Origin of the sequence: Sporolactobacillus sp. Y61, assembly GCF_040529185.1 — a bacterium.
Classification (GTDB): domain Bacteria; phylum Bacillota; class Bacilli; order Bacillales; family Sporolactobacillaceae; genus Sporolactobacillus.
The window spans coordinates 590,440-611,607 of sequence record NZ_CP159510.1; the positions used below are offsets into that span (position 1 = coordinate 590,440).

Here is a 21,168-nt window from a genome sequence, read left to right on the forward strand (position 1 = left end):
AGAAGGAGTTGATCGTTGATAAAGATCTTGTAAAATTACTGTTTTTTCAGTGTATGTGCAGTAAACTTGACAATGGCCGGCTGAGACATCAGCCGCGCATCCGCCTGACCGATTTTACCTGCAGACAGCTGCTTCGGACCAGACTGACTGCTCTCAAACTGCTTACCGATTTTTGCGAATCGTTCCTCATGATAATCCCAGTCTCTGTAAGTGACCCATCGCCTTTCATGATGCTGCAGGACGGGACTTTTCCGCCTGACCTCTTTCAATGTCCCTGACAGATATTCCCCGAGATGCATGGACGTATTATTTCCATAGCCAACCCCGATCAGGAGGACAAATCCCTGCCTGTTGAAGATTCTGCCAAGGGGAGAATCCATGCCCAGTCCGTCATTCAGCGCGTGCCCGGAAACAATCTGATCCCGTCCGGCTCCCCAGGCCGTAAAAGAATAGATCGGATGACTGCTCCGCCGGACGCCGGGAAACATGCGAAATGTTTCTGCCACGCGGCCCATACCGAGTGTCGGTGTCCGAAGCGGGTCAAATGGAGGCATCTCATGGTAAATCGTTGAAATCCAGCTCTGCGGTACGGTCGGATTTCCCCAGTCAGCCGGGTCTGAAACATCGCCACTGTGTGCGGGCATGACCAGCGTGCCTTCTGACGTCAGGACGTCCTGCAGAGCTTCAATCACCGTCACAGGACCGCCGCACACCCAGCCAATCCGGCTCATGGATGTATGGACGAGCACCGTCATCCCTTTTTTCAAGCCAATTTTTCTCAGATCACTGACCAGGCTGGACCGCGTTACAGGCCGCTTCGTCTGTCTGATCACATCTTTTTCACTCATGCTCCATCTTTCCTTCATTCGCTTTTCTTTATGGCATGACGCCTCAGAGAACTTTGCGGAGCCCGGACTCTTTCGTCAGGCACGCTTTGGTTGTTCTTATACAATCATCCATAGAATTTCTGTACGTTCTTATATCAAAAAAAGCACTCCGATCATTTTCGGAGTGCCTGATCATTCAGAATTCTTTGACCTGCCGGATCATTTGACAATCAATACCGGTACTTTAGACCGCTGAACAACACCATGACTGACACTTCCCAGAAACTCTTTAACACCGCTTAACCCTCTGCTGCCGATCACAATCAGATCATATCCGTTTTCCTCTGCGAATGTCAGAATCGCACGCACAGGCTGACCTTCCTCGACAAACGTATGTGTGCTGTTCGGGAGCTTGCGCAACAGGTTGTCTGCTTTCGACACGATCTCATTTCCATATTTAAATGTCGATTCGCGCACTTCACGGTAAACGTCACCGACAATAAACTGGTTGGCCGGTACCGTGACCACATGGAGCACATCCAGTACGGTACGTCCGTCCAGTTCGGTAATTTCAATCGCCTTTTTCAGTGCTTTTTTAGACAGATCTGAATCATCATAGGAAACCAGTATTTTCTTAAAAAGCATGATCAATCACCGCCTCTGACATTTTTTTCATGCCTCAGGAGATCTGTTTCTCTCTCTATTTTAAATCAGACGGACAGATTATGAAAGCAGATTTTCATGTGGGCGATGACTCGTCTGTCCATAAATTTCCGGATGTGACAAAGCAGACCGTCACAATTACCCCCTTACATTTTATTAATATCTGCGTTATATTAAAGTTTGCATAATTAAACATAATAAGTATTATTTGGTAACGTTTTCATTATTTCGTCCAAGCCGGTCTTTCGCGGCTCACTATGCGATCAGATCACCTGAATTCGTTGATAATAGAGGTTGTGTATATGAAAAAGGGATATATTTTTATCGCCTTTTCGGCTTTGTTTTTCAGTACGATGGAAATTGCTATTAAACTGGTGGCTACAGATTTCAATCCGCTTCAGCTTAATTTCCTGCGTTTCCTGATCGGATCCATCATCCTTTCTCCACTGGCTGTCCGCCATCTAAAAGGAAGTGGATTTTCGCTTAACCGGAGCAATGTGCTTTACTTTATGTTTTCGGGATTTATGTGCGTTGTGGTCAGCATGACCTTTTTCCAGATGGCTATTGTGTATTCAAAGGCATCGACGGTCGCCATTCTATTCAGCTGCAACACCGTCTTCGTTATACTCTTTGCCCATTTCTTCCTGAAAGAGAAACTGACGAAGCTGACGATCCTTTCACTTGCCATCAGTCTTGCGGGTATGATCTTCATCGTCAATCCGAAGAATCTGACGAACCCGCTCGGTATCTCTCTGTCCCTGATCGCTGCCGTCACTTTCGCTCTTTATGGGATGGTCGGTCGTAAAGGGAGCCTGAAATTCCACTATGACGGCATCGTACAGAGCAGTTTCAGTTTTCTGGCCGGAAGTATGGAATTACTCGTCCTGATGCTGATCACAAAAATAGATCCGGTCAGCCGGTGGCTTGAGAGTGTGGGACTGGGTGCATTCAGCAACGTTCCGGTCTTTCAGGGCATATCCTGGGGCACACTCCCGACGCTGATTTATCTCGGTGTCTTTGTCACCGGGCTTGGATTCAGTTTCTATTTTCTGGCCATGGAGGAAACTTCGGCTTCAACGGCTTCGCTTGTCTTTTTCATTAAACCGGCACTCGCACCGGTTCTTGCTCTTCTGATACTGAGTGAAGCCATCACGTCGAATGTCCTGGCCGGCATTCTGCTGATTCTTACCGGATCCTGCGTCCAGCTCTATTCAGACAACAAAGAAGCCAGACTTGCGGAACAGAGAAAAGTGGCCCAACATCCGGCACACGCTCATGAAGTCCATGTCAGATCATAATCGGTCTGTTTCAGAAAACGGGAGACTGTATCAGATGCAGTCTCCCGTTTTTTTCATGCCATCGCGAGAGGATTAGTTTCTGATACAAGGCGTAAAAAAAAGATCTCTCTAAGAGATCCAGTTTGGGGAAGTTCATTACTTCATTATTGATTATAGGTCTGACGCAGCTCCGGTCACATCGTACTCCGGTACACTTCTCTCTACTTCTGAGGTCTGATTTTTATCAGTTAATATCCTGCGAACCTGAAGTCACCTGGCACCTGCTTCTTTGTATCGTTTCGGCAAGTAAACGCAGTATGGCTCAGATGCCTTATAATCACCGGTTACCGCATAAGCCCGCGACCGGGATCCGCCGCAGATAAAGCGAAATTCACAGACCCCGCATTTTCCTTTTGTCGAATCTGGATCGCGAAGCGCTTTAAAAACCGGATGATTCCGATAGATGTCCGGAAGCGGCTTATTCCGGATATTCCCGCAATTGATCGGCAGAAATCCTGATGGCTGAACATCCCCTGTGTGACTGATAAACACAAAACCATTTCCATCATTCGTCCCGCGCGGTGCTTTTGCCAGATCGTCATGCGGTCTGCCGATCGGTTTCAATCCGAGTGCCCTGCGTCGCCGGTTTTCCTGAAAAGCAACCCGGCGGTAAAACTGGGCTTCCGTTGTGGAGACGATATAGGGCATTTTCTCCTGCAGATTGAACGCCCAGTGCAGAATCTCTTCGTGCTGCTGCGGTGTGACCGGTTCAAGCTCCCTGCCCCGTCCCACAGGCACAAGGAAGAACAGCGTCCAGACCGAAACGCCGCAGGCTTTCATCAGCTCTGCCATCTCCGGCAGCCTGTCGGCATTGAATCGGGTCACCGTTGTATTGATCTGAAATTTAATGCCCAGTTCATTCAGATAAGAGATACCCTTCATGGTCCGGTCGAAAATACCTTTTACACCCCGGAATGTGTCGTGTGAGGCGGCATCCGGTCCATCAAGTGAAAATGCCCAGCGTGCAATCCCCGCTTCCTGGGAGCGCCGAACCGCCTGTCTGGTCACACGCGGCGTGGCTGAAGGGGTCAGCGACACGCGCATACCCTTTCCCGAAGCGTAAGCGGCCAGGTCGAAGATGTCGTCGCGCATCAGCGGATCTCCTCCGGAAAAAACAAGCAGCGGGTTTTTCATCGAGTAGATCTGATCAATCAGTTCTTTCCCTTCTTCTGTCGAAAGTTCTCCGGGATAGGGGTGAAGCTGAGCCGCCGCCCGGCAGTGTCTGCAGTGAAACGGGCACATCCGGGTCACTTCCCAGATTACAATAAAAGGGTCCTGATTATAATCCCGTGGTATTATCATTTGTTCACCGCTTTCTTATCTTTTCGATTTAAATAAGCGACAGCCTGACCGGCTACCTGCATAGCAGCATCCACACAGTCCGGCAGCCCGACGCCATGCAGCATAGCGCCGCAGGTATACACCCCGTCCATATTCTGAAGAGCCTTCTCAAAGGCCTTTATACGCTGATTATGGTTCACCGTATATTGCGGCATATTATCGATCTGCCGTGTAATGACCGAGAAGAGCGGCGTACCCATCCGACTGATTTTTCTCAGATCATGGAGGGCGGCCTGTTCTATTTCTTCATCACTCTTTTCAACGATTGACGGATTTTCAGGTGTGCCGACATAAGTCCGGACCAGCGCATATCCCTCAGGAGCCGTATAGCTCCATTTGCGGTCCATCCAGCTGCAGGCTGTAATATTCAGGCCTTCTTTTTTCGAGACGACATAACCTGTCCCGTTCAATTGGGCGACATCACTTTTCCTGAATGCCAGCGCAACCGTTGCCGTTGTTGATCTTTTATCCCCGGACAGACGCCACGCTTCAGGAAAGTCAAGAAGCGGTCCGAACTGATCCGGCGTTGCGGCCAGAATCACAGCGTCGGCTGCAAGTTGCGTGCCATCTTTAAGGAAAACCCGTCCGGGCGTCACGCGGCGGACAGGTGTATTCAGTTTCAGTTCATCTGCAAAGGAAGCCAGTTTACCGACCAGCCTGTCCAGCCCGCATGACAGCGAGAGAAAACGTCCCGCCGTCTTCTTTGGCGCACCTGCCTGTTCAGGCGGACGTATACTCTTCATTCCTAAAATGAGGCTTCTGTGTTTCTTTTCAATCGAGGCGAACTGGGGTAAGGTCGCTTCAAGACTCATATCCGACAAAGAGCCGTTATAGATGCCCGACAGCAAGGGGTCGATCATATTCATGACGACTTCACGGCCAAGCCTTCTGCGGAAGAATTCCTCCAGGGAAATATCCTGGTCTTTATAGACGTGTGGAATGACGAGATCCAGAGCGGCACGCAACTTGCCGATCGGACTGATCAGTCCTGTGGTTACCATAGGAAGCAGTTTCGTCGGAATCCCCATCACCGATCCCCTGGGCATCTGCCTGAGCCGGTGATTGACATAGATGTAGTAAGTCCCTGCCTGTGACCGGATCAACTGGTCGCCCAGTCCGATATCCTGGATCAGGCGGGTCAGCGTCGGCTTGCGCGCCATATAACCTTCCGGCCCGCATTCAATCAGGAATCCATCACGATGAATGGTTTTAATCTTGCCTCCGATCCGGCCCGAAGCTTCCAGCAGCACGACATGCGCCTGCGGTTGGTTTTTCTTCACATAGTACGCGGCTGCCAGGCCGGAAATGCCGGCACCAATCACAATCACTTTCTGTTGTTTCAACTTCTTCCCTTCTTTACGTCGAACTTCCGGCTGCCTGGAAAAACAGCAGTCAATATGTTTATAGTAGCATGAGTGCGTCTGTTATACTTTTGTAAGCCGTTTCATTTTATGAGCGTTTTGTGACTTTTTTCAGAGTACAAAAAAGACTTCGGTCACACCGAAGCCTTTTTCTATCTCATTTCTCTTTTTCACATCACAGCCATCTTTTCATGGCTCTCCTTCTGCTTCAACATCCGGATGATCCGTCATCTCTTGGCACGCCCGGGAGCTGTCCTTGCTTATCAGAGCGTTATCGTGTTGAATGGATATAGACGGCCCGCAGCCGATCATCGATAAAGGAGGAACCCATGGCAAAATACCTGTTATTACTTATTCCACTCTACTTATACAGATACAGTTTTCTCTATCCAAATCTTGATGAATGGTTGAATTTAACACTTATCATAAGCTGTCTGATTTTGCTTTACAGACGCACGTCTCTTCACTCCGTCCTGGATTGGATCGTGGGGATTCTTTTTACCGTATATTTTTGTATTCTGTACCAAAAAACCGTTTTTTTCGTCGGGTTCACCTTTTTACAGAACCATGATTTCTCGCCTGAACACCTGAAATTCCTTTTTTCCACGGTCAATCTGATTCCATTCAGGACGATCATCGACCAGATTGGGCAATGGCCGGCAGCAGGGGCAGCAGGTTACCAGCTATCCGGCAATCTGCTGATGCTTGCACCGCTCGGCTTCTCACTGCTTTACTTTAAGTGGGCGAAGAACTGGAAACAGGCTTTGCTGTACGCTTTTCTATGTACCTTTGCCATTGAATTCATCCAGTTTCTTCACAATCTCTATTTTCGATTGTTTTCGATGGGTATGAACCGAAGCACGGACATTGATGATATTCTGTTAAACACTGCCGGAGCACTGCTCGGCATCGGGATATATACCCTCTGGTCGGGCATCACCGGCAGAAGAACGCGCGCGCATCAGCCGAAACAATCGGTGAGCAGCAAATAAGTAATCATCATTCTGCACGGTGGTCATGGAATCATCCACTGAAGCACGTAAGCCTGAAGCAGCGTGATGACTCCGGTAATCGCGACGAACAGCAGACTGTGCAGAATGGTAAACCGGAACAGATCACCTTCTTTGCCTGTCAGCCCGGTCGCCGCTGTTGCTACGGCAATCGACTGAGGCGAGATCATTTTGGCTGCGACACCACCTGTTGAATTAGCGGCGACCAGAAGCGTCGGGTCCACACCGATCTGATTCGCTGAAACTTTCTGCAGATTGGAAAACAGGGCGTTCGATGAGGTATCCGAGCCAGTAAGGAAAACACCCATCCAGCCGATAAAAGGCGCCAGAAACGGGAACACCATTCCGGTGGATGCCAGCCCGAGACCAAGCGTCGCACTCATTCCGGAATAGTTCTCAATATAGGCAAAACCAAGGACGGAAACGATCATAAGAAGCGGAAATGACAGCTTTTTAACCGTCATGATGAAGGTTGTGCCCCACTTCTTCCAGCTGATCCCAACCAGGAACTTGCTTAACACACAGGTCACCAGAATAGCCGTACCTGTTGCTGCAAGCAGATCCAGCTTATAAACGGCCCCATAAGGTGTGACCTGCTCCACAATCGGCTGTACCTGGGCAATCATCTGATCAAACCCGGGGATTGGCAAAAGCAACGTTGCCTTACTCAGAAAAGCTTTGATGGTCTCTGAACCGCCCCAGATACAAATCACCGCAACAAGTAAGACGAAGGGCGACCAGGCCTGCAAAATTTGCCCAAAAGAATGCACACGCCTGGAATCATCGCGTCCCGCTTCCGATTTATGAATTTCGTTTTTAAAACGAAAAAGTGATTTGGGCTGCCAGAATTTCAATAACAGGACAAGACAGACCATACTGACGATGGATGACGTGACATCCGGAAGTTCCGGTCCCAAAAAGTTGGCTGTCAGATACTGGGTACCGGCAAACGAAATACCGCTGACCAGCACAGCCGGGAGCACTTCCATCGTTCGCTTCCAGCCTGACATAATGAAGACAAGCCAGAATGGAACAAAAAATGATAAGAAGGGAACCTGACGCCCAACCATCTGGCTTAACGAAAGGGAATCTATCCCTGTCACCTGGGCAGAGGTCAGAATCGGAATCCCGACCCCGCCAAAGGCAACTGGAGCCGTATTCGCAATCAAACACAGCCCGGCAGCGTAAAAAGGATTGAAACCAAGACCGGCAAGCAGCCCGCCGGCAATCGCCACCGGGGTGCCATAACCTGCTGTACCTTCCAGAAAAGCACCAAACGAAAAAGCAATTAATAACGCCTGAAGACGCCGATCTTCCGTGATCGATGCAATCGAATCACTGATCACCTGAAACTTTCCTGAGGCAACAGTCAGTTCGTAAAGAAAGACGGCCGTAATGACGATCCAGCCAATCGGCCATAACCCCTGCAAACCACCAAAGAACGTGGCTTTCAGTGCCAGATCCACCGGCATCCTGTAAACGATAACTGCCTCAACAACAGCAATCCCAACAGTCAGAAGTCCGGCCTGATAACCTTTCATCTTCTTTATGGCCAGGCACCAGAAAAAAAATAACAGGGGAATACAGGCCAGGACAAAGGATAGAACCATGTTCCCCGTTGGATTATAATTTTGTGCCCACTGCATGAGTCACTTCTCCTTCCCTATTCTTGTAAAGCGCTTACATGATTTGATTGTATCTAGATTGTACCTATATTGCATCCGGCTTGCAATAGAATTGTGACATTTTTATGAACTTTTTTATTTCATATCGTCATAGTCTGGATTTTTCTGCATGACAGAAGAGCTGTATGGCCTATGCACCTGGTTCCAGTCTGTCTGTCGTGTCATGGACAATGATCAGCCTTTTCATTGCCGTCTGTTACACTTTACTTCCGAATACGGGTATAATAAGATCATGCTCGGACGTCGACGGAACGGCCATATCCGCGATAAGAGCGGATGCAGCGTCTCAATCAAAACTTACATTTTCGGAAAATGGTCTGCTTCAATCAAAGCCACTGCGAATGGCATATGAGGCGGATTATTTTTTTCTATCTGATGGACAAGCACGCCAAAAGAAACCGTTAGTGAAAACGAAGTTGATGAATCCCAATGAAGGGTGAAACAGGTATGATAAATGGCATTCCATAAAAAGAGTACTTACCTGATCGTAGTGAAAGAGTTACAGCAGTTTTTATTTATCATGGCTGGGAAACTTCGATTGATGTGTTTGATGAAAAAGCAAAGTGATTAGCAACAAACATGAGGATACTGTTGTCTTGCCTGAAATAATCTGCCATGACTGCAGAGAAAAATTAAATCCCCTTTTGTTAAGAGACCGTGCAAGCATTTTATTAAACTTGAGGGTGATTTCTTGAGAAGTGAAGAATTGCAGTTAAAGAAACAATTAGTCAAGATTCGTGATCATCAATTCTCCATCCCTGCCGGTTTCAACGAACAGGAAGCAGCAGAACTTGTCATGAGGGCACTGGGTGCAACAGATAGCGAGCTGAGAGATGACCTGGGTTATGGTATTCTTTGTGAATGGATTATTGAAAAAAAACTGTTAGGGTCCGAACAGCTGCATCTTATGCTTAAGCAGGCAACCTCCTCAGAAATGCTTTTTTGCCAGGCAGGGAATCCGGAATCAGACACCGTCTTTCTTCGGTCTTTTTCTTCTTTACTGATTGCGTTGATTCTGTACCGTGATAACACGGAGCATTTTTTGAAAGAGGATGAATTCAAAAAAGTTGTCCAATCCATCGCTCATTATTGTAATCTGGAAAGGGATTATCGTAGCTTCGTTACCGGAAAGGCTGGGCACATGCACCTGCACATATCAGCGATGCAATCGATGAATGCGCCAGGAGCAGATTTTTAACAAAAAATGAGCGGTCACTCTTATTGCAAAGTGTGCAGGCTCTTTTATTCCATGCTCCTCACGTTTTTGATGCAGAGGAAGATGAGCGTCTTGCGACCGTTCTGATTTCATTGATCAAGTATAAAAAAATACCACATGAAGACTTGCTTCACTGGCTTGATTCTGTTCAATTGAATGAACCTGATGTACCCGCACATTCTGCAGAAATGAGAGATTATTTAACTACCCGTATTAATTTCAAACACTTTTTGAGATGTCTCTTCATGAGGTTTTCCGAACAGTCATTAATTTCGAACGACAAATTAATGACTTTATTTAAAATAGAGCACAAGTATAATCCGTATTTCTTTAACAATTAACCAGATAAAAATAATGAGGAACCAGAATGCTTTGAAATAGAAATGTCTGTTCAAGACAAGGTTGATGATTCAAAACGGTATCTGGAGCAAAGGAGGGCGAAATTGTCCCGTTCGACGCCCGCTTTGTTCCGGTCAGGCGCACAGTTGTCTTTTTCGCGGTTCTATTTGGCGACTTGTCCCGTTCCGCCGGGAAGTTGTCCGGGTCATTCGGTTTTCTGTCCGGTGTTCCCGCGGAAAGCGAGCAACCGAAGGACCGGGCGCTTTTTGCCCGATTTTTCTTACACTAAAAATCATTGAATACGTATACATGTGAGGCTGTACGAAGCGGCAGAAAAAACAATCCTAAAAAGAGTGGCATAATAACTGACCATTTTGAAGAAACGAACATACATTCCGTGATATAATTTCAAACAGGCAATAGAAGATGCATATGAGCGGATGCGGTAACACCCTTGTGAAAGGGGGTGGGGCCAATGACAGTATTTCAAGCGCTAACACTTATGATTAGTTTTGGAGCGCTTATCTTGATGCTGTCTGACAGAAAGAAATAATCCGCTTCATATGCTCTTGCAGGAGCTGAAGCAGATCGGTTAGAAACGATTTAGCTAGAAGGCATTGCATCCGCTCTACGCGGATATTGCCATGCCGTCAGTGTTAGCAGCACTGGCGGATTTATTTTGCCTTGATCTACTATTATTATACACAGTTTGCGCGAGTCGATGCAATCATTCGTCTGTGTTTGGAAATTAATGAATTAATGGATTTTCTAAAAAAACAGTTCTAAAAAAAGAGTGGCATAATAACTGATGATTTTGAAGAAACGAACGTACATTCCGTGATATAATTTCAAATAGACAATAGAAGATGCATATGAGCGGATGCGGTGACACCCTTGTGAAAGGGGGTGGGGCCAATGACAGTATTTCAAGCGATGACACTTATGATCAGTTTTGGAGTGCTTATCTTGATGCTGTCAGACAGAAAGAAATAATCCGCCTCATATGCTCTAGCAGGAGCTGAGACGGACCGTAGTAAAATACGCAATGTTGATGAAGCACTGCATCCGCTCAACGCGGATATTGCCATGCCGCCAGTGTTCAAGCACTGGCGGATTTAGTTTGCCTTGATCTAATGTTATTATACACAGTTCGCGCAAGTTAATGCAATCATTCAAAAGTATTGTCAGCATTCATTCTCATAAGAAGGGCTTGCTTTTTTTACAGGTAAAGAAAGTATATCGTTTTGCCTTGCCGGTACGACGATAAAGTCACAAGATTCGGTTGGGCGATCAGGTAAGCACCCAGTCTGAGAAATAACCGGCGATAAAGAGCCCGCCCGTCGGAACAACAGCATCGCCAATGAAAGTCATGCTTTTAAAAGAGGGGACGTTATATTGGAGTTAGAAAAAGGAGCCCAAATAGTGGGCTCAATAAAATGCTTTATATTTAAACCGTTAATCTCATATTTATTGTATAGTGAACCTCACACGACTCAAGTCGTGTGCTTCTGGGAACATTGCACACTTACCTAACGTTCAGGCAGAGGTCACAACTCTTTTACCAAGGCTCGTCCCGAGCCGAAGAATATTCTTTGCTGCGTTAATATCTCTATCGTGATGATGCCCACAGCCAGGGCATGTCCAGTCCCTTATGTCTAACGTATGCTTTCCGTCATCATAACCACATTCCGAGCATATTTGTGATGTCTTATAGGGATTGACAATGACTAATGTTTTACCACACCATGCACATTTGTATTCAAGCATCCGTCTCATTTCCCGCCAGGATTGATTAACAATTGCTCTGGATAATTTGTGATTGCGTAGAAGATTTTTTGCTTTCAAATCTTCCATGACAATGACATCATTATCTTTAACTAATTGCACTGTAATTTTATGGAGATAGTCATTGCGTTGATTAGTCATTTTCTCATTGTATTCAGCAACCATTAATTTGGCTTTTTTATAATTTTTAAAGTCATCAAGGCATCTGGGATTAAGTACCTTATTATGCTTATCCCATGCAATTTCTTTCTGAGCTTGCAATCTACGTCTAGCTAACCGTTTCTCCCAGTAATGTTTCTTCCTGGCTAAGATTTTGTCAAAACGAATGGTAGGGAACTTAATACCATCAGATCCAATGACTAAATCGGCAACACCCAGGTCAATACCTAATTGCCTTCCTGTTTTGTTGAATGTTTGCTTTTCATATTCAACAAGCAGCACAGCATAATATTTTCCTGTTGGTGATAGACGAACAGTTACTGATTTAATTTTTTCAGGAATTTTAATTCCTGCTTTGAATCTCATAATTCCTAATTTCGGTAATTTAACATGATGTTTATTACTCGACTTCGACAGTTGTAGGCACAATCTTTCAAGTGAGCGATTAAAAGAATCCCTTGTTCTAGGGATTTATTTAAATTATCCACATGTGCATAATAGGTCATCCAAAAGTTATCCATAGGCACACATCTGTGGATAACTATGCTTGATGTTGAAACTCACCTGTAATATAATATAGGCATGTACTTACGAAGGGTTTCTCGAAAAAATAAAGATGGTCGTACAGTAGCCTATCTGCAGCTGGCTCAAAATGAGTGGGATTCCAAGGCCAAATATGCCAAAGCAAGGGTGATTTATTCGTTCGGTCGCGAGGATCAACTGGATGTTGACGCGCTCCGTCGGCTGGTGGAAAGCATTTCAAGGTATCTCTCTCCTGAAGAAGCCCTGCGGGCTCAGTCTGAGATTGGTCAGGCGGCTGATTTTGCTTTCAAAGCATCCAAAAGGCTGGGTGGAGTCTGGACACTGGATCAGCTCTGGAAAATGCTGAGCATGGACCAGATCATTCATGAATTATTGGCGGGTCGTAAACATGATATCGACGTCGAACGACTCATCTTCGCTATGGTAGCCAATCGAGCTCTGGATCCAACAAGCAAGCTGGGGCTTGAGGAGTGGATACAGGATGAAGTGGCACTGCCCGGACTCAATGAGGCACATGTCCATCAGTTTTACCGTGCCATGGATTTACTCCTGGAAATGCGCAGCCAGCTGGAGGAACAGGTTTATTTTTCGACAGCGAATCTACTGAATCTTGAAGTCGACCTGATCTATTTTGATACAACCTCGTCCTACTTTGAGGTTGAGCCCCAGGAAGCTCCGGAAAAGGAAAATCTGCGAAAGCTGGGCTATTCCAAAGACAAACGTCCGGATCTGCTGCAGGTGGTCATCGGCATGGCCGTTACGAAGGAAGGCTTGCCCATCCGATGCTGGGTCTGGCCAGGTAACACGGCGGATAAAACAGTCGTTGAAGAGGCCAAAAAGGATTTAGTTGGCTGGAAGCTGGGACGGGTGATCAGTGTGATGGACCGTGGCTTTTCCACGGAGGACAATCTAACGACGCTGCAGCGTGCCGGAGGGCATTATATTGTTGGTGAGCCCATGCGTTCCGGTAAGAAAATTGTGGATGAAGCGATGTCCCGCAAGGGACGTTATCAAAAGGTTCGCAACCATCTTGAGGTTAAGGAGATTGTCGTCGGGGACGGAGAAAAGCGGCAGCGTTTTATCCTCGCCTACAACTCAAAAGAAGCAGAGAAAGATAAGAAACAGCGGGAACGACTGGTTCGTGATTTGGAGATGGCTCTGGAAGACTTACATCAGTTGCCTGAAAAGAAGCATACCAAAGCGGCCTGTACCCTGCGGTCACATAAGCTTTATGGTCGTTATCTTCGCCAGCTGAAGGACGGGCAGCTGAGAATTAATCGGCAGGCGCTTCGAGATGCGGCGCGTTATGACGGGAAATACCTGATTCGAACATCGGATGACACCCTGTCCGCAGAAGAAGTGGCGCTGGGATACAAGAACCTGATGGCTGTAGAAAATGGATTCCGAACCTTAAAGTCTACACTCTGTCTTCGACCGATGTACCATCGGATCGAGGATCGGATTAAGACGCACGTTTTACTGAACTGGCTGGCTCTGCTTCTTATTCGGCTGGCGGAACTGAAGACCGGTGAAACCTGGCCAAAACTGAAACATACCATGGATCAGATGGTTCTGGGCAAATTTTCTTCAAAAAAAGGAGACTTCTATCAAAGGACGGAAATCACCGCAAAACAGCATGAAATCATTAAGGCTCTTGGGATAAAGGTCCCTCGAAAGATATGTCGAATCGACCTTAAATCCTAGATACACACATATAAAAATTAAAAGTCCGAAAACAGGCTACCTGTCGCCTGTTTTCGGACTTTTGTGTACCTAGAAACTGTCGAAGTCGAGTATTAACTTGTTTCATGTTTTTACCTACACATTTTGATTGAAAACTTTGTTTCGGATATTTCTTTGATTTAAACTTTGGAAAACCGGTATGTTCTTTGAAAAACTTTTTATATGCTTCCACCAGATCATGATTCGTACATTGTAAACTGGTACTCTCAGCATCTTTTAACCATGGATACTCCATCTTCAAGGCTTTAAGCATGTTATTCAATGCAAAAGCGCTAAGAAAAGAAGAGTCGGGATTGTTGTGGTATCGTTCAATCATCATGTTTAACATCTGATTCCACACAAAACGGTTATAGCCAAAGTTTAATTTAATTTTAAGTTTTTGTTCTTTGTTAGGATATATTCTTAACTTTAAACCTTTTAATACCATTGTTGTTTCACCTCTTTTCTTTAACTATAATATATCATTATGTCATTATCTTGTAAACATTATGATTAAATATTATTATATTTATGAGGTGAAATGATATGGGTACGATAGCAAGTAACAAAACAAGAACACTATTGACCATTGAGAAAGACTTAAAGAAAGAGTTGGAACAAATAGCCGAAGAACAAAACAGATCATTTAACAATTTAGTGATTACAGTATTGAGAAGATACGCCGATTCATCTCATGGCTGAAGTCACGAGTGTTCTCGGCTAATAATAAATGTATGAAATAACGCACTGTGATGCGATTTTCTGTGCATTTTTCAATAGATGGAGTACTTGGAATGGTTTATCGGATAAAAACGGTTCAACTTTCAAAAGAGTCTTTCGGTCAGGAACTGGGTGTCTCCTTAAGCCCGGAAAATAAATGGGTTCAGCTCGCGGATCAGTTGCCGTGGACCCGGATGGAGGATGTTTATCGTGTCCTTTTTCCGTCTTCACGTGGCCGAGCGTGCAAACCCTTTCGGCTTCTGTTTGGCGCCCAGCTCATTAAACAGTCCACGGGCCTTTCCGATGCTGATTTGATCAAGGCCATTCGGGATACGCCTGCTTATCAGTACTTCATCGGTTGTCCCACGTACGTGGTCAGCCGACCCTTTGACCCTTCTGCCCTTACACATTTTCGGAAACGGATCGCCCCCATCAGTACCCAGTTGCGTCAAATCATGGGCGCCTGGTGTAAAGACCGGCTTCAAGGCAGCGTGGGCAGCGACCGGACGACGATCCTTGATGCCACGGTCACGCCAGTCAACATTCGCTTTCCAAAGGACCATTCATTACTCAATCAGGCCCGCACCTTCCTTGAAAAGATGATTACGGAACTGGCTCATCAGCTCCACGTCCCCATGCCACGGACGTACAAACGGGAAGCACATAAAGCGTATGTCACCTTCACCAAGAAGTCCCGTCGCACAGCTAAAGAAACGCGCCACCAAGTCAAAGCACAACTGCAATACATGCGACGTGACTTGCGTTATGTCGAAGAGCTGCGCGCAAAAGGCGGTGAATTGACAGAGAGACAACGCAGCCGACTGACCACGATCCAGCAGCTGTTTACGCAGCAGGAGTACATGTACCGAAATAAGACCCATCGAGTGGATCATCGGATTGTCAGTCTGTCCCAGCCATACGTGCGCCCAATCAAGCACGGCAAGGCGAAACAAAACACTGAGTCTGGTCCGAAAATTGATGCCTCGATTCAAGACGGGATCATCGAAATCGAACGGGTCGATTTCAACGCATTTAATGAAAGTACCGACTTTCAAAAGGCCATTGAGCGCTATAAAGAACAGCACGATCATTACCCTGACGAAGTGTTAGCCGACAAACTGTACCGCAATCGTGAAAACATCGCGTTTGCCAAAGAGCGAGGCATTGCGATTATCGGACCCAAACTCGGGCGCAAGCCCAAGAACGTTGATGAAAAGCAACGACGCGCCGACAACGCAGCAGCACGTGACGCTGAAAATCGTCGAGGGGAAATTGAACGTCGTTTTGCTTTTATCAAGCAAAAGTGCGGTCCTGGTTTAGTACGCGCCAAAACCGCTGAAACAATTGCAGTCACCATTGATATGGGGATCACGATAGCGAATATCGATACGGTCTTACGCCTTTTTTCTTTGGCCCTTTTACTTGTCATAAAAATCAAGGATACGTACCTGACGATTAGCTACAAAATAGGGGAAAAGACTGATTTTTACCAGTCTGATTCAGCATCCACTAACTAATGAAACAAGAAGATAAAAATGTGAACTCGCCAGGCGCGTGATACTTCCTCCGTGATGTGAACCATCGTTTGTATTACCATTCAAGATAGAAAAACGTAAGAGGCAATGATGAACATAAAAAAAATCTCCCTTTCAGGAGATTTTTTTAGAAGATTGATTAAATTAAACCTTGTGCAACCATCGCATCAGCTACTTTTGTAAATCCGGCGATATTTGCTCCAACTACTAAGTTGCCGGGGTATCCGTATTCTTCAGCAGCCTTTACGCTGTTACGGTAAATGTTAACCATAATTTCATGCAGCTTGCTGTCAACTTTTTCAAATGACCAGGACAGTCTTGCACTGTTTTGAGCCATTTCCAGAGCTGAAACCGCAACACCGCCGGCATTTGCAGCTTTCGCCGGTGCAAATAGTACTCCACTGTTTAAGAAGACATTCACTGCTTCAAGAGTGGACGGCATGTTAGCCCCTTCACCAATTGCCTTAACCCCATTTGATACCAGGGTTTGTGCAGAGTTTACATCAATTTCATTTTGTGTTGCACAAGGAAGGGCAATGTCACATGAAATGGACCAAATGCCTGAGCTCCCTTCAAAGTATTGTGCTTGTGGATGATCATTGACGTATTCGTAAATTCTCTTACGCTCAACCTCTTTAATTTGCTTAATCGTTTCAACATTTAAGCCGTTTTCATCATAGATATAACCATTAGAATCACTGCAGGCAACAACTTTAGCGCCGAGCTGTTGCGCTTTTTCAATGGCATAAATGGCAACATTTCCTGATCCGGAGACAACGACGGTACTTCCTTTGAAGCTTAGACCCTTATCCTTCAGCATTTCTTCAACAAAATAAATAACACCATAGCCGGTTGCTTCAGTTCTTGCCAGGCTTCCGCCGTAAGTAAGTCCCTTACCGGTAAGTACGCCCGGTTCATTATTGCCGCGAAGCTTCTTGTACATACCAAACAGGAAACCAATTTCTCTGCCCCCTACGCCGATATCTCCTGCCGGAACATCGACATCAGGTCCGATATGACGATATAGCTCTTGCATAAAGGCCTGGCAGAAACGCATGATTTCACCATCAGATTTACCCTTGGGATCAAAGTCAGAGCCGCCTTTAGCGCCACCAATTGGTTGACCGGTTAAGGAATTTTTTAAAATTTGCTCAAAGCCTAGAAATTTAACAATGCTGGAATTTACAGATGGGTGGAAGCGAAGTCCGCCTTTATATGGTCCAATTGCACTGTTAAATTGAACGCGGAACCCTCGATTTACTTGAACTTTACCTCTATCATCTACCCAGGGGACGCGGAAAGAAATCGCTCTTTCCGGTTCCACAATTCTTTCTAAAATGCCTTGCTCCATATATTTTGGATGTTTTTCCAAAACAGGCACGAGGGAGTTGAAAACTTCCTCAACAGCCTGATGAAATTCATGTTCAAAAGGGTTGCGGTGTTTTACCGTTTCAAACACCTCACTCACGTAGTCTCTCACTGCTGGTGTTCCCGATTTTTTTATATCCTCGATAGTTTGCATAGAAATCAACCCCTTTACTAAAACTTAAAATTCATTTTATCATTCGTCAAGTCTTTACTGAAAAGTCTTTTTTTAGCCACATTTTTTTTATAAGCCTTGAATTTACACTTAGAAAATATAATGACTCATCGCTGAGCCTTCCTGTACAGATTTGAGAAAACTATCGAAAGCAGGTGAACAACGATAAGTCACTTTCACCATCTTCATCCATTTGAATGGGAAGCACACTGAAACATGTCATTTCAGGCAAATCCATACACTCAATCGCAGCCTTGCCGGGCCGATCACCAGCTACGATCAGCCGCAAGCTGAAACGTAATCAGCAGCGTGATGGCGCGTACTCGTCGGTCCATGGCGAAGCGAGCTACCGTACCCGACGGAAGGACTGTCATCCGCAGTCCCTGCTAGCCAATCGGGCACTTCATGACCGGGTACAACGGTTGATTCTCGATCAGCAATGGTCTCCTGAGCAAACTGACCAGTGGATGAAACGGGATCATCTCTTTGGAAGATTAGCTATACGACCATTTATCGCGGGATTAAGCGGTATACACCTTCTGCCCGTTGCATTCTTCTTCAGGATACGGGTATAATAAGATCACAGGGAACATAAAATAAAATCGCCAGTGCGTCAACGCTGACGGAATGGCAATATCCGCATAGAGCGGAACAGCGCAATAAGAATTAAACACATGAACATGAATGGTCTGCTTCAATTATCGCCACTGCGAATGGCATATGAAGGATCATTTCTTTTTTCTATCTGACAGCATGAGGACGAGCACACCAAAACTAATCATCAGTGTGATCGCTTGAAATACTGTCATCGGCTTCACCCCCAATCTATAAGGGCGTCGCGGTCCGCACATATGCTTCATCTATCGCCTGTGTTGATTATAGCATGTCACTACCCAATTGGGGGACGTTCAAGGTGAAGAAAGAAAAAGTTAAAAAGAAGCCGACAGGGAATCATCCTTACCGGCTGTTTGTATACTTTTTTTCGTGTTATTTTTTAAATCTGCCCCTGCTTTAAGCCTTCACTGGGTAGATCTGACTCTCCAATTTTGGACAGTCAACTCGGTTCAAATTTGAGCGGTACAGTCCCGCCCATTGCATCTTTTACACCTTACCGGGTATAATAAAATCATAGGGAACATAAAATAAAATCGTCAGTGCGTGAACACTGACGGAATAGCAATATCCGCGATAATAGCGGATGCAGCGCTAAACGAATATTTTACAGAGTGATCCGTTTCAGCCACCGCAAATGGCATATGAAACGGATTATTTCTTTCTGTCTGACAGCATAAGGACGAGCACGCCAAAACTAATCATTAGTGTGATCGCTTGAAATACTGTCATCGGCTTCACCCCCTTTCAAGAGGGTGTCACCGCATCCGCTCATATGCTTCATCTATCGCCTGTGTTGATTATAGCATGTCTCTAATTTTGGGGAATGGATTAATGTGCTCAATTTTGAACTGGTGTAAACAACCCAAGGGGGACCCGTTCAAGGTGAAGAAGGAAAAGAAGCCAACAGGAAAATCAGCCTAACCGTCTGTTTCTATGCCCTTTTTCACCATTATTTTTCAAATCTGCCCCCGTTTTAACCCTTCGCTCGGCGGATCTGCCGGCTCTCTAATTTTCGACAGTCAACTCGGCTTAAATTTGAGCGGTGCAGTCCCGCCCATTGCATCTTTTACACCTTACCGGGTATAATAAAAGCGCAGGGAACATAAAATAAAACCGCCAGTGCGTCAACACTGACGGAATGGCAATATCCGCGATAAGAGCGGATGCAGTGCTTTAACTTAACAGCTTTTCAACCGTCCGTCTCAGCTCCTGCAAGAGCATATGAGACGGATTATTTCTTTTTATCTGACAGCATCAGGACGAGCACACCAAAATTGATCATCAGTGTGATCGCTTGAAATACTGGCATGGGCCCACCCCCTTTCAAGAGGGTGTCACCGCATCCGCTCATATGCTTCATCTATTGCCTGTGTTGATTATAGCATGTCATACCTCATTTAGGTGGGTTTATCATTTTTATAAGATATGGTCACCAATTTAGTCACCAGGCAGCATAAATAAAAATGCATCAAGGTCAGCCATCGATTAAAAGCCTTGATGCATCAACGTTTTATGAGAAAGCTTCCAACTGGACTTGAGCCAGCGACCCCTTCCTTACCATGGAAGTAAAAACCGAATATATCCTGTTAGAAACGGGTTATGTATCCTGGACTACTTCCCTGGTGAACACAACAGAAAATAGTGTAAAGTAATCGTGGCATCAAAACCAGTGATGTTATTTACAGGGATGTTGATCAGGAAAAATAACACACACGTGTGCAGTGAGTATTATTACTGATTAGGTTGATAGCGGGAATAGCTACTTAATTTTCTCTTTAGCCATGTTAATGAGTTGATTTGAGGTTATTAGGAATTTTACACGTCTCGGGGAGTGTGGATGACCAGGGAAGCATCTGATCCACGAGCTCCGAATCCTTCAAGTCCCTATTGGGATGAGCTGTTCAAAAAAGGTACTTGAGATATCGGAAGGGATGGCGTCCATTTTTTTTAGCTGTCTGAACGATTAACAATCTCCGAAGCGGAGTTATGCGATAATTCCTTCCTCTAAATTTCTCCATAGGTGGTGGGCTTCTCTGGCAACATGTTCCAATATGTTTCGCGGTGCAGTAGTAATAGCCGCGCACTGCTTGATCAGAGCATCTAATTCTAATTTAAATGCTTCTAAATCCCTTGCTTCATTAATGACTATTTGCCTGAAAGTATTTAAAACTGGCAGCATCTCAGTGCGTGGTTTTCGTACTATTGTTCTGAGTGCGTTTGCCTGGAGAAAAAGTCGCTCAAACTTTTGTGTCATTCCCCTTACCTTATCTTGCAGGTCATAATTTGTTGGATCTAAATAATGCTGAACAAAAGCAAGATGATCAGCCATTTGTCTCAACCAAAACGTACTTTCATGGATGACCGAATCCGCTACAAACACTTGACCGCCACTTTGTATTAACCCAAATACTTTCTGGGACTCCTCGGCTTCTCGTATCATATGATCCATAAGTGCTACTGGCGTTGAAACAATCAAGTCACAGTGTAAAGCCTTATTCATGCCAAGCATAAGGAAATGACGAAATTCACTTATCGCTTGTTGCGATTCATTAATTAAAATACCCAAATCCCCCTGTTTCTCTTCCGCCCTCTGCCATATCCCTCCCAAACTCTGAACCATACTCTGATTTGCACGTGCTAATTCCAATTCATGATGACTTATTTCCCTGTCAAAAAATTGACCATGCTCTAAATTACTTCGCAACCAGAAGGCTACTATCCCATATGCATCCCTTTCGTAGTTATCCGTATATCCCATAAGTACACCTCT

The 21,168-nt window shown here is 45.5% G+C and carries 20 protein-coding genes and 1 pseudogene; 9 read left to right on the top strand and 12 right to left on the bottom strand.

Annotated elements, in window-relative coordinates; translation table 11 throughout:
- Positions 1-35 precede the first annotated feature (35 nt).
- Both ABNN70_RS02895 and ABNN70_RS02900 read right to left on the bottom strand, forming a co-directional pair.
- Positions 36-848: an AAC(3) family N-acetyltransferase gene (locus tag ABNN70_RS02895; RefSeq protein ID WP_353948724.1), complete on the bottom strand. Its 813-nt coding sequence runs from the start codon at positions 846-848 to the stop codon at positions 36-38.
- A gap of 198 nt (positions 849-1,046) precedes the next feature.
- Entirely contained in the window at positions 1,047-1,472 is a 426-nt protein-coding gene (locus ABNN70_RS02900; protein ID WP_129930300.1) for a universal stress protein, read from the bottom strand.
- 320 nt (positions 1,473-1,792) lie between these two features.
- Here ABNN70_RS02900 and ABNN70_RS02905 point away from each other — a divergent pair, with 320 nt between their 5' ends.
- Positions 1,793-2,788 (top strand): DMT family transporter, encoded by a 996-nt coding sequence (locus ABNN70_RS02905; RefSeq protein ID WP_353948725.1) that lies wholly within the window; start codon positions 1,793-1,795, stop codon positions 2,786-2,788.
- Positions 2,789-3,037: 249 nt separating this feature from the next.
- Here the strand turns inward: ABNN70_RS02905 and ABNN70_RS02910 are convergent, their stop codons facing one another.
- Both ABNN70_RS02910 and hemG read right to left on the bottom strand, forming a co-directional pair.
- A complete protein-coding gene (locus ABNN70_RS02910) occupies positions 3,038-4,129 on the bottom strand; it encodes a TIGR04053 family radical SAM/SPASM domain-containing protein (protein WP_129930302.1) in 1,092 nt (363 codons plus the stop codon).
- On the bottom strand, positions 4,126-5,511 hold the full coding sequence (hemG, locus tag ABNN70_RS02915) for a protoporphyrinogen oxidase (RefSeq protein WP_353948726.1): 1,386 nt from the start codon (positions 5,509-5,511) through the stop codon (positions 4,126-4,128). The genes ABNN70_RS02910 and hemG overlap by 4 nt, the downstream gene beginning before the upstream one ends.
- 347 nt (positions 5,512-5,858) lie before the next feature.
- Between hemG and ABNN70_RS02920 the strand changes: the two genes are divergently transcribed.
- On the top strand, positions 5,859-6,521 hold the full coding sequence (locus ABNN70_RS02920; protein WP_129930304.1) for a VanZ family protein: 663 nt from the start codon (positions 5,859-5,861) through the stop codon (positions 6,519-6,521).
- A 23-nt stretch (positions 6,522-6,544) separates the two neighbouring features.
- Here the strand turns inward: ABNN70_RS02920 and ABNN70_RS02925 are convergent, their stop codons facing one another.
- A complete protein-coding gene (locus ABNN70_RS02925; protein ID WP_129930305.1) occupies positions 6,545-8,185 on the bottom strand; it encodes a lactate permease LctP family transporter in 1,641 nt (546 codons plus the stop codon).
- Positions 8,186-9,158: 973 nt separating this feature from the next.
- Between ABNN70_RS02925 and ABNN70_RS02930 the strand changes: the two are divergent.
- The 3 genes and pseudogenes from ABNN70_RS02930 to ABNN70_RS02940 all read left to right on the top strand — a co-directional run bounded on the left by ABNN70_RS02930 (position 9,159) and on the right by ABNN70_RS02940 (position 10,772).
- Positions 9,159-9,781: pseudogene (locus tag ABNN70_RS02930) on the top strand (DUF2785 domain-containing protein).
- A 473-nt stretch (positions 9,782-10,254) separates the two neighbouring features.
- Positions 10,255-10,332: a putative holin-like toxin gene (locus tag ABNN70_RS02935; RefSeq protein WP_353949364.1), complete on the top strand. Its 78-nt coding sequence runs from the start codon at positions 10,255-10,257 to the stop codon at positions 10,330-10,332.
- A 362-nt stretch (positions 10,333-10,694) separates the two neighbouring features.
- Positions 10,695-10,772: a putative holin-like toxin gene (locus ABNN70_RS02940; RefSeq protein ID WP_353949365.1), complete on the top strand. Its 78-nt coding sequence runs from the start codon at positions 10,695-10,697 to the stop codon at positions 10,770-10,772.
- A 543-nt stretch (positions 10,773-11,315) separates the two neighbouring features.
- Here ABNN70_RS02940 and ABNN70_RS02945 read toward each other — a convergent pair.
- Complete coding sequence (locus tag ABNN70_RS02945) at positions 11,316-12,152, bottom strand: RNA-guided endonuclease TnpB family protein (protein WP_353948727.1); 837 nt, start codon at positions 12,150-12,152, stop codon at positions 11,316-11,318.
- A 153-nt stretch (positions 12,153-12,305) separates the two neighbouring features.
- Here ABNN70_RS02945 and ABNN70_RS02950 point away from each other — a divergent pair, with 153 nt between their 5' ends.
- A complete protein-coding gene (locus ABNN70_RS02950) occupies positions 12,306-13,970 on the top strand; it encodes an IS1634 family transposase (protein ID WP_353948728.1) in 1,665 nt (554 codons plus the stop codon).
- Here the strand turns inward: ABNN70_RS02950 and ABNN70_RS02955 are convergent.
- Positions 13,960-14,436: a transposase gene (locus ABNN70_RS02955; protein ID WP_353948729.1), complete on the bottom strand. Its 477-nt coding sequence runs from the start codon at positions 14,434-14,436 to the stop codon at positions 13,960-13,962. The genes ABNN70_RS02950 and ABNN70_RS02955 overlap by 11 nt on opposite strands.
- Before the next feature lie 98 nt (positions 14,437-14,534).
- On the opposite strand from ABNN70_RS02955, the gene ABNN70_RS02960 reads away from it, so the two are divergent.
- Positions 14,535-14,690 carry a hypothetical protein gene (locus tag ABNN70_RS02960; protein WP_353948730.1) on the top strand — a complete coding sequence of 52 codons (156 nt, stop codon included), beginning with the start codon at positions 14,535-14,537 and terminating at the stop codon, positions 14,688-14,690.
- A 92-nt stretch (positions 14,691-14,782) separates the two neighbouring features.
- Complete coding sequence (locus ABNN70_RS02965) at positions 14,783-16,225, top strand: IS5 family transposase (RefSeq protein ID WP_353948731.1); 1,443 nt, start codon at positions 14,783-14,785, stop codon at positions 16,223-16,225.
- A 157-nt stretch (positions 16,226-16,382) separates the two neighbouring features.
- Here the strand turns inward: ABNN70_RS02965 and gdhA are convergent, their stop codons facing one another.
- On the bottom strand, positions 16,383-17,765 hold the full coding sequence (gdhA, locus tag ABNN70_RS02970; protein ID WP_129930881.1) for an NADP-specific glutamate dehydrogenase: 1,383 nt from the start codon (positions 17,763-17,765) through the stop codon (positions 16,383-16,385).
- 215 nt (positions 17,766-17,980) lie between these two features.
- Between gdhA and ABNN70_RS02975 the strand changes: the two genes are divergently transcribed.
- Positions 17,981-18,358 carry a hypothetical protein gene (locus ABNN70_RS02975; protein ID WP_353948732.1) on the top strand — a complete coding sequence of 126 codons (378 nt, stop codon included), beginning with the start codon at positions 17,981-17,983 and terminating at the stop codon, positions 18,356-18,358.
- 153 nt (positions 18,359-18,511) lie between these two features.
- Here ABNN70_RS02975 and ABNN70_RS02980 read toward each other — a convergent pair whose 3' ends face one another.
- The 4 genes from ABNN70_RS02980 to ABNN70_RS02995 form a co-directional block, all read right to left on the bottom strand.
- Positions 18,512-18,643 (bottom strand): putative holin-like toxin, encoded by a 132-nt coding sequence (locus tag ABNN70_RS02980; protein WP_353948733.1) that lies wholly within the window; start codon positions 18,641-18,643, stop codon positions 18,512-18,514.
- Between the two features lie 406 nt (positions 18,644-19,049).
- Complete coding sequence (locus ABNN70_RS02985; RefSeq protein WP_353949366.1) at positions 19,050-19,127, bottom strand: putative holin-like toxin; 78 nt, start codon at positions 19,125-19,127, stop codon at positions 19,050-19,052.
- Positions 19,128-19,629: 502 nt separating this feature from the next.
- Entirely contained in the window at positions 19,630-19,758 is a 129-nt protein-coding gene (locus ABNN70_RS02990; RefSeq protein WP_353948734.1) for a putative holin-like toxin, read from the bottom strand.
- Positions 19,759-20,382: 624 nt separating this feature from the next.
- The gene (locus ABNN70_RS02995; RefSeq protein WP_129930879.1) at positions 20,383-21,156 is read right to left on the bottom strand and encodes a DUF2935 domain-containing protein; all 774 of its coding nucleotides are present in this window, start codon (positions 21,154-21,156) and stop codon (positions 20,383-20,385) included.
- Positions 21,157-21,168 lie beyond the last annotated feature (12 nt).

Bases quoted from the DNA above. Each gene is read 5' to 3' on its own strand.
- ABNN70_RS02995 (WP_129930879.1), bottom strand. From the start codon at position 21,156: ATGGGATATACGGATAACTACGAAAGGGATGCATATGGGATAGTAGCC.
- ABNN70_RS02910 (WP_129930302.1), bottom strand. From the start codon at position 4,129: ATGATAATACCACGGGATTATAATCAGGACCCTTTTATTGTAATCTGG.
- ABNN70_RS02895 (WP_353948724.1), bottom strand. From the start codon at position 848: ATGAGTGAAAAAGATGTGATCAGACAGACGAAGCGGCCTGTAACGCGG.
- ABNN70_RS02905 (WP_353948725.1), top strand. From the start codon at position 1,793: ATGAAAAAGGGATATATTTTTATCGCCTTTTCGGCTTTGTTTTTCAGT.
- ABNN70_RS02965 (WP_353948731.1), top strand. From the start codon at position 14,783: ATGGTTTATCGGATAAAAACGGTTCAACTTTCAAAAGAGTCTTTCGGT.
- ABNN70_RS02940 (WP_353949365.1), top strand. From the start codon at position 10,695: ATGACAGTATTTCAAGCGATGACACTTATGATCAGTTTTGGAGTGCTT.
- ABNN70_RS02950 (WP_353948728.1), top strand. From the start codon at position 12,306: ATGTACTTACGAAGGGTTTCTCGAAAAAATAAAGATGGTCGTACAGTA.
- ABNN70_RS02935 (WP_353949364.1), top strand. From the start codon at position 10,255: ATGACAGTATTTCAAGCGCTAACACTTATGATTAGTTTTGGAGCGCTT.
- ABNN70_RS02900 (WP_129930300.1), bottom strand. From the start codon at position 1,472: ATGCTTTTTAAGAAAATACTGGTTTCCTATGATGATTCAGATCTGTCT.
- gdhA (WP_129930881.1), bottom strand. From the start codon at position 17,765: ATGCAAACTATCGAGGATATAAAAAAATCGGGAACACCAGCAGTGAGA.
- ABNN70_RS02980 (WP_353948733.1), bottom strand. From the start codon at position 18,643: ATGAAGCATATGTGCGGACCGCGACGCCCTTATAGATTGGGGGTGAAG.
- ABNN70_RS02955 (WP_353948729.1), bottom strand. From the start codon at position 14,436: ATGGTATTAAAAGGTTTAAAGTTAAGAATATATCCTAACAAAGAACAA.
- ABNN70_RS02925 (WP_129930305.1), bottom strand. From the start codon at position 8,185: ATGCAGTGGGCACAAAATTATAATCCAACGGGGAACATGGTTCTATCC.
- ABNN70_RS02985 (WP_353949366.1), bottom strand. From the start codon at position 19,127: ATGACAGTATTTCAAGCGATCACACTAATGATTAGTTTTGGCGTGCTC.
- ABNN70_RS02990 (WP_353948734.1), bottom strand. From the start codon at position 19,758: ATGAAGCATATGAGCGGATGCGGTGACACCCTCTTGAAAGGGGGTGGG.
- ABNN70_RS02920 (WP_129930304.1), top strand. From the start codon at position 5,859: ATGGCAAAATACCTGTTATTACTTATTCCACTCTACTTATACAGATAC.
- ABNN70_RS02960 (WP_353948730.1), top strand. From the start codon at position 14,535: ATGGGTACGATAGCAAGTAACAAAACAAGAACACTATTGACCATTGAG.
- ABNN70_RS02975 (WP_353948732.1), top strand. From the start codon at position 17,981: ATGGGAAGCACACTGAAACATGTCATTTCAGGCAAATCCATACACTCA.